5 protein-coding genes and 1 pseudogene are annotated in these 7,238 nt (G+C 73.7%); 1 reads left to right on the top strand and 5 read right to left on the bottom strand.

Annotation, left to right across the window (positions count from 1 at the left end; all coding sequences use genetic code 11):
• Positions 1–41 precede the first annotated feature (41 nt).
• Positions 42–908 (bottom strand): annotated as a pseudogene (locus ACFWEG_RS27475) (serine/threonine-protein kinase); the annotation flags it as partial.
• 276 nt (positions 909–1,184) lie between these two features.
• Between ACFWEG_RS27475 and ACFWEG_RS27470 the strand changes: the two are divergent.
• Positions 1,185–1,988 (top strand): tyrosine-protein phosphatase, encoded by an 804-nt coding sequence (locus ACFWEG_RS27470; RefSeq protein ID WP_387220389.1) that lies wholly within the window; start codon positions 1,185–1,187, stop codon positions 1,986–1,988.
• A 41-nt stretch (positions 1,989–2,029) separates the two neighbouring features.
• Here the strand turns inward: ACFWEG_RS27470 and ACFWEG_RS27465 are convergent, their stop codons facing one another.
• From ACFWEG_RS27465 to shc, 4 genes are all read right to left on the bottom strand, one after another.
• Positions 2,030–3,415 (bottom strand): aspartate aminotransferase family protein, encoded by a 1,386-nt coding sequence (locus tag ACFWEG_RS27465; protein ID WP_387220386.1) that lies wholly within the window; start codon positions 3,413–3,415, stop codon positions 2,030–2,032.
• Between the two features lie 75 nt (positions 3,416–3,490).
• Positions 3,491–4,513, bottom strand: a complete 1,023-nt coding sequence (gene hpnH, locus ACFWEG_RS27460; RefSeq protein WP_387220384.1) for an adenosyl-hopene transferase HpnH — start codon at positions 4,511–4,513, stop codon at positions 3,491–3,493.
• A 6-nt stretch (positions 4,514–4,519) separates the two neighbouring features.
• The gene (locus ACFWEG_RS27455; protein ID WP_387220382.1) at positions 4,520–5,155 is read right to left on the bottom strand and encodes a 1-hydroxy-2-methyl-2-butenyl 4-diphosphate reductase; all 636 of its coding nucleotides are present in this window, start codon (positions 5,153–5,155) and stop codon (positions 4,520–4,522) included.
• Positions 5,155–7,152, bottom strand: a complete 1,998-nt coding sequence (shc, locus tag ACFWEG_RS27450; RefSeq protein WP_387220380.1) for a squalene--hopene cyclase — start codon at positions 7,150–7,152, stop codon at positions 5,155–5,157. The genes ACFWEG_RS27455 and shc overlap by 1 nt, the downstream gene beginning before the upstream one ends.
• Positions 7,153–7,238: the final 86 nt, after the last annotated feature.

Here is a 7,238-nt window from a genome sequence, read left to right as displayed (position 1 = left end):
TCCCGCGCGGCCCCGTCCCCGCAGCCGCACCCGGCCCGTCACGCCCCGGCGCCGGCGCTGCCCGCGGGCCCGGGCCCCCCCGGCACCGCCGCCACGGGCGCGGTGGGGTGCGTCCAGGTCGGCGTGTACCCGGCCGGCGCCGGGCCCGCCGGCCACCGGCCCTCCGCCGCCTCGGCGAGCAGCCGCTCGGTCTCCTCGGCCCCGGGCCGGGCCGCCGGGTCCTTCGCGAGCAGCACCGCGATCACGGGGCCGAGCGCCCCGGCGTGCTCCGGCGGCTCGGGCTCCTCGGCGACCACGGCCTGCAGGGTGCCGATCGCGGAGGTCCGGCGGAACGGCGAGACGCCCTCGACGGCCGCGTACAGGGTGGCGCCGAGCGCCCAGAGGTCGGACGCCGGCCCCGGGGCCGCGCCGCTGACCCGCTCGGGCGCGAGGTACTCCACCGAGCCGACGATCTCCCCGGGCCTGGTGACCGCCGAGTCGCCCTCGACCTGGGCGATCCCGAAGTCGGTGAGCAGCACCCGCCCGTCGGTGGCGAGCAGGACGTTGCCGGGTTTGACGTCCCGGTGCAGCACGCCCGCCGCGTGGGCGGCGCGCAGCGCGCGCAGGGTCCACAGCCCGATGCGCGCCGCCTCGCGGACCTCGATCCGGCCGGCTCCGTCGATGGCGTCGGCGAGCGAGCCGCCCTCGACGAGCTCCATCACGATCCAGGGCCGGTCGTCGTGGACGAGCACGTCGTGCACGGTGACGACCGCGGGGTGGTTGATGCGGGCCGCGGCCCGCGCCTCCGTGCGGGTGCGGGCGTAGAGGACCTCGCGGTCCGCCTCCTGCACGTGCTGAACCGCCGTCAGCTCCTTGACGGCGACGGTCCGGTGGAGCTCCTCGTCGCGCGCCCGCCACACCCGGCCCATGCCGCCGCGGCCGATGGACTCCCCCAGCCGGTACCGGCCGGCGAGCAGCAGGCCCTCTGTGTGATTCACGTTCCCCCGCAGTGTCCTGGTGTCCTCCAGGTTAGGGAGGAGCCCCGGGGCGCGGAACCGGCGGGGGTGCTCGTTGACCGCACTGTGACGCTTGTCCGTGCCGCCCGAGCCGCCCCCGCAGCGACGGTTCCGGCCTCGTTGCGCCTGGCAGCCGTGTCGTAGGGTCGGGTCGCGACACACCGCCGTAACGAAGCGAGGAGCACCGACGTGACCCAGCAGGCCCCGGAGACCGAGCCCGTCCTCGAGCAGGTGCGCAACTTCCGTGACGTCGGCGGGCTGCCGACGGTGGACGGCCGGCGGGTGCGGGCGGGGCGGCTGTTCCGCAGCGGGCACCTCGCGCACGCGACCGCCCAGGACACCGCCTTCCTCTCCTCGCTCGGCCTGCACACCGTCTTCGACTTCCGCAACGCCGCCGACCAGCGCCTGGAGGGCCCGGACGTCGAACTGCCGGGCGTGCGCAACGTGAACATCCCGCTGACCGACCCGGCCGACGGCGCCGAGTTCTGGGCGATGGTGCGCGACGGCCGCCTCGACCAGCTGCGCGCGATCCTGGACGACGGCAAGGCGGCGGGCCGGATGACGGACGTCTACCGGACGATCGTCACCGAGCGGACCGACGAGCACGGCCGGGTGCTGCACGCGCTCGCCGAGGACAGCGTCCCGGCGCTGATGCACTGCGCCGCGGGCAAGGACCGCGCGGGGCTCTCGATCGCGGTGACGCTGCTCGCCGTCGGCGTCGAGCGGGAGGCGATCGAGGCGGACTACCTGGAGTCGAACGCCAAGCACCGCCGGTACAAGGTCCACCGCAGCCCGGACGCGGCCGACGGCATGTCGCCGGAGGTGATGGAGCTGCTCAGTCCCCTGTTCGAGGCGCGTGCCGCCTACCTGCACGCGGCGTTCGACGCGATCGAGGAGAAGTGGGGCGGGGTCGAGACGTACCTCGCCGAGGGCCTGCGCCTGTCCCCCGCGACCCGCGCGAAGCTGCGCGCGACCCTGCTCGACGAGGCCTGACCCCGCCCGCGGCCGGGCCCCCCTCCCGGCTCACGCGGCCGTCACCTCGCGGCGACGGCCTGCTTCATGAGGGTCTTCCCGAAGTCCCACATCAGCCCGCCGCCGCTGTGCGCCTCGTCCATGACCTCGGTGAACGCGGTCACGAACCGGTCCACCTCGCTCTCGCCGATGACGAGCGGGGGGATCAGCTTGATGACTTCGAGGTGGTCGCCGGACACCTGCGTCAGGATGCGGTGCTTCTGCAGCAGGGGGGCGACCACCATCTGCGCGAACAGGCCCTTGCGGGCCGCCTGGAGCATCGTCCAGCGGCCGCGCAGCCGCAGCGAGGCGGGCCGGCCGAACTCGATGCCGATCATCAGGCCGCGCCCGCGCACCTCGTGGAGCAGCTCGTAGCGGTCGACGAGGGCGGCGAGGCGGGTGCGCAGCAGGTCGCCGGTGGCGCGGGCGTTGGCGACGGTCCCCTCGTCCTCCATGACGGCGAGGACGGCGAGCCCGGCCGCCATGGCCTGGGCGTTGCCGCCGAAGCTGGCGGAGTGGACCAGGACGCGGTCCATCGACGAGTAGACCTTCTTGAAGATCCAGTCCTTGCCGAGCGTCGCGCCGACCGGGACGTAGCCGCCGCTCAGCGCCTTCGCCACGCAGACCAGGTCGGGCTCGACGCCGTCCTCGTGCTGGTAGGCGTAGAAGTCGCCGGTGCGGCCGAGGCCGGTCTGCACCTCGTCGGCGATCAGCAGCGCGCGGTGCTCGCGCAGCAGCCGCTGGGCGGCGGGCAGGTAGCCGGGCGGGGCCGGGTACACGCCCTTGCCCTGGATCGGCTCCACGATCAGCCCGGCCACGTCGCCCCGCCGCAGCTCGCGTTCGAGCGCGTCGAGGTCGCCGAGCGGGACGGCGGTGTCGGGCAGCAGCGGGGCGAAGCCGTCGCGGAAGCCCCGCTCGCCGTTGACGGAGAGGGAGCCGGCGGTCAGGCCGTGGAAGGCGTGGTCGCAGTAGAGGATCCTGCCGCGGCCGGTGGCGTAGCGGGCGAACTTCAGGGCGGTCTCGACGGCCTCGGTGCCGCTGTTGCCGAAGAACACCCGGTCCAGGTGCGGCGAGTGGGCGAGCAGCCGCTCCGCGAGGAGGCCGGGCAGCGGCGGGCAGTCGAAGCGGGTGAGGTCGGCGAGGCCGGCGTCGAGGACGTCGTGCAGCGCCTTGCGGACGACGGGATGGTGCCGGCCGAGGCCCATCACCCCGAACCCGGCCAGCATGTCGAGGTGGTCGTTGCCCTCGGCGTCCCAGAAGTGCGCGCCCTGCGCGCGCTCGTAGACGCGGTCGAAGCCGATGGTGTGCAGCATCCGCGGCAGTTGGTGGTTCAGGTGCCGGGCGTGCAGCGCGTACCGCTCGTCGCCGCGCTCGGCGAGCAGCCTGCCGAGGTCGAACCCGTCGCTCATAGGTCCTCTATTCCTGACGTGCGGTGGTGGCGCCCGCGGCCGGGGTCGCTCGGGTGACCCCGGCCGTACGGGCGGTCAGGTGCGGTTGCCGGAGACCGTCTCGCGGGCGGCCCGCAGCGACTCGCGCAGCGAACCCATGGTGGCGAGGACGGCGGTGGGTTCGTACCCGCAGTGCGCCATGCAGTTGGCGCAGCGGTCGTCGCGGCCCCGGCCGTACTTCTCCCAGTCGGTCTCGTCGACGAGCTTCTGGTAGGTCGTCACGTACCCGTCGGACATCAGGTAGCAGGGGCGCTGCCAGCCGAAGAGGGAGTAGTTCGGGATGGCCCAGGCGGTGCAGGCGAAGTCCGCCTTGCCCTCCAGGAAGTCCAGGAAGAGCGGCGAGTGGTTGAGCCGCCAGCGCCGCCGGTTGCCGTCGGCGAACGCCTTCCTGAAGAGTTCCCTGGTCTGCTCGACGCCGAGGAAGTGCTCCTGGTCGGGCGCCTTCTCGTAGGCGTAGGCGGGCGAGATCATCATCTCGTCCACCTCCAGGTCGTCGTTGAGGTAGTCCAGCACCTCGACGACGGTCTGCGGGGTGTCGGTGTTGAAGAACGTCGAATTCGTCGTGACCCGGAATCCGCGTTTCTTCGCCTCCTTGATCGCGGCGACCGCCTCGTCGAATACCCCTTCCTTCGCGACGGATTCGTCGTGCCGCTCGCGCAGGCCGTCGATGTGCACGGCGAAGGCGAAATACGGCGAGGGCGTGAATTTGTCGATCTTCTTGCGCAGCAGCACCGCGTTGGTGCACAGGAAGACGTATTTCCGCTTCGCCACCAACTGGCGCACGATCTCGTCGATCTGCGGATGCATCAGCGGTTCGCCGCCGGCGATGGACACCATGGGGGCGCCCGACTCCAGGACCGCGCCGACGGCCTGGGCGACCGGCATCCGCTGCTTGAGGACGCCGGCCGGGTGCTGGATCTTGCCGCAGCCCTCGCAGGCGAGGTTGCAGGCGTAGAGGGGTTCCAGCTCCACGATGAGCGGGAACTTGTCCCGTTTGCGGAGCTTCTGTGCGGCGAGATAGGTCGCGACCTTGATGGACTGACGGAGAGGCATCGCCATGCCCGCTCACCTCCTGGGGAGACGTAAGGACTGCTGCCATTCGAAGAGGGCCGGAAGGACGGAACGCAGGACGCGGTACGCGGATATCCCGCCCCTCAGCGTCCCCAGGCGGACGAGTTCGTGTCCTGGCGCGTCGACCACGACCCGCAGCGCGGCGACCGGTCGCGCGCCGGTCCGCACCGCGCTGCCGAGCGTCACCGCCGACTCCATGTCGACGGCGACCGCCCCGGTCTCGCGCAGCGCGGCCCGCTCCCGGCGGCGCACCACGTGGTCGGAGCCGAGCAGCGGCCCGGTGTGGACGGTGTGCCCGGGCAGGGCCCTGGCCGCGGCCGCGGCGAGCATGGAGACGCCGGCGCAGGCGGTGTTGCCGTCGGGTCCTCGGACCTCGTCGGCGACGACGACGTCCCCCGGCGCCATGCCGGGGACGAGTCCGGCGCAGAACCCGGTGGCGACGACCGCCGCGTCCTCGAGACCGGGCCCGGCCAGCGCCCGCAGGATCGCCTCCTCGGCGTCCAGCGGCCCCATGCCGGTGCGGAGCACCGAGACGGGTCCGGCGGCCGCGTCCAGGTCCCCGGTCCGCAGGGCGAGGCTCTCGATCCCGAGCGCGCAGGCGATGAGCAGGGGTACGGGTGACTCGTTCATCAACTCCCCTTCGTCGTACGGGAGAAGGGCTCTCCGTGCACGTAACGACCGAGGGCCGTCAGGGGGAACACATGCCGGTAGAGGTGGTAGTTGATGGAGAAGTCCCATGGAAAGCCGGTCCCGGTGAACTGCGGCTCGTCCCAAGTCCCGTCCTCGCGCTGGGTGGCGGTGAGCCAGCCGACGCCCCGGTCGACGGACTTGGACTCGCGCTCGCCCGCGGCCAGGAGCGCGAGGAGCGCCCAGGCGGTCTGCGAGGCGGTGGACTCGCCCCGGCCGATCCAGGCGGGGTCGGAGTACGAGCGCAGGTCCTCGCCCCAGCCGCCGTCGTCGTTCTGCACCGACTCCAGCCAGCGCACCGCCCGGCGGATCGCCGGGTGGCCGGCGGGCAGCCCGGCGGCGGTCAGGGCGGGCACCGCGGACCCGGTGCCGTAGACGTAGTTGACGCCCCAGCGGCCGAACCAGGCGCCGCTGGCCTCCTGGGCGGCGAGCAGCCAGTCGACGCCGCGCCGGGCGGCCGGCTCGTGGGCCCGGCCCTCGGCGGCCAGCATCTCCACGACGTGCGCGGTGACGTCGGCCGACGGCGGGTCGATGACCTCGCCGAAGTCGCAGAACGGCAGCCGGTTCGGCAGGGCGCTGGTGTTGTCGACGTCGAAGGCGGCCCAGCCGCCGTCCTTGGACTGCATGCCGAGCGTCCAGTCGACGCCGCGCGCGATCGCCTCCTCGGCGCGCGCCCGGTCGGGCACCCGTACCCGGCGCAGCGCGAGGATCACCTCGGCGGTGTCGTCGACGTCGGGGTAGTTGTCGTTGTGGAACTCGAACGCCCAGCCGCCGGGGGCGAGCCGGGGTCTGCTCAGCGACCAGTCGCCGGGCCGGCGCACCTGCTCCTCCAGCATCCACTCCGCGGCCCGGACCAGCTGCGGGTGCTCGGGGTCCAGGCCCGCGTCGGCGAGCGCGACGGCGGCCAGGCAGGTGTCCCAGACCGGGGACTGGCAGGCCTCGACCATCCGCGACCCGTCCGCGCGCCAGGTGGCGAAGCGGTCCAGGGAGGCGATCCCGGCCCGCATGACGGGGTGGTCGAGGTCGTAGCCGAGGAGGCTGAGCGCGATGACGGAGTAGACGGCCGGGGGCTGGATGCCGCCCCAGCAGCCGTCGTTCTCCTGGCGCTCGACGATCCAGCGGGCGGCGGACCGCATCGCCGAGCGGCGCAGCCACGGCACGGCGACCCGGTGGTAGGCGTGCAGCGCCCGGTCGACGCGCTGGAAGAGGCCGTCCCAGCCGCCCGCCCGGGCGCGACTGCGGGGCGGGTTCGGCACCCGGGGGTCGGTGTGCAGCTCGTCGAGCGCGAAGGGGGCCGGGCGGACCGGGCGCAGCGTGGAGACGACGGTGAGCGGGACGATGGTCTGCCGGGCCCAGCAGCCGAAGTCGTAGATGTTGAGCGGGAACCACCGCGGCAGGAAGACCAGTTCGGGCGGCAGCTGCGGGAGGTCGTCCCACTTCCACCAGCCGAACAGGGCGAGCCAGATGCGGGTGAAGACCCGGCTCGCGGCGATCCCGCCCTGCGCGCGCACGAAGGCGGCGGCCCGCTGCAGGTGCGGCTCCTCGGGGCGGTCGCCGGCCAGCCGCAGGGCGACGTACGCCTCGATGGTGACGGAGAGGTCGCCGGGGCCGCCGTGGAAGGAGGCCCAGGAGCCGTCGGGGCGCTGCCGACCGCGGACGAAGAGCCCGGCGGCGTGCGCGGTCCGCTCGTCGAGGATGCCGAGGAACTGCCGGAGCAGGAGGTCCTCGGCGTCCATGGTGACGTTGGTCTCCAGGTCGCCCTTCCACCAGCCGTCGGGGTCCTGCTGGGCGAGCAGGTAGGTGACGGCCCGTTCGGTGGCCCGGCGGGCGGGATCGGCGGGCGGGCCGGCCTCGGTGGCGGTGCGCTTCTCGGATGTGTCGCTGGCCTCGGGTGCGCGCGGTGGCAGGGCTCCGGCGGTTCCGTCGGTCGTCGCTGTCATGGCTTCCCCTTCGTGCAGGTGCAGGTGTGTCTCTGCTGTGCTGGGGGGTCCGCCGTCGGCCGGCCCCATGGGGGGGCCGGCCCCGC

Source organism: Streptomyces sp. NPDC060194, from assembly GCF_042728285.1.
Classification (GTDB): domain Bacteria; phylum Actinomycetota; class Actinomycetes; order Streptomycetales; family Streptomycetaceae; genus Streptomyces.
The sequence above is the reverse complement of the archived record's forward strand: the minus strand, read 5'-3'. Positions and strand labels throughout refer to the sequence as shown.

What these genes read in the sequence shown, in the direction of transcription:
- ACFWEG_RS27465 (WP_387220386.1), bottom strand. Translation starts at nt 3,415, where the DNA reads ATGAGCGACGGGTTCGACCTCGGCAGGCTGCTCGCCGAGCGCGGCGAC.
- hpnH (WP_387220384.1), bottom strand. Translation starts at nt 4,513, where the DNA reads ATGGCGATGCCTCTCCGTCAGTCCATCAAGGTCGCGACCTATCTCGCC.
- ACFWEG_RS27455 (WP_387220382.1), bottom strand. Translation starts at nt 5,155, where the DNA reads ATGAACGAGTCACCCGTACCCCTGCTCATCGCCTGCGCGCTCGGGATC.
- shc (WP_387220380.1), bottom strand. Translation starts at nt 7,152, where the DNA reads ATGACAGCGACGACCGACGGAACCGCCGGAGCCCTGCCACCGCGCGCA.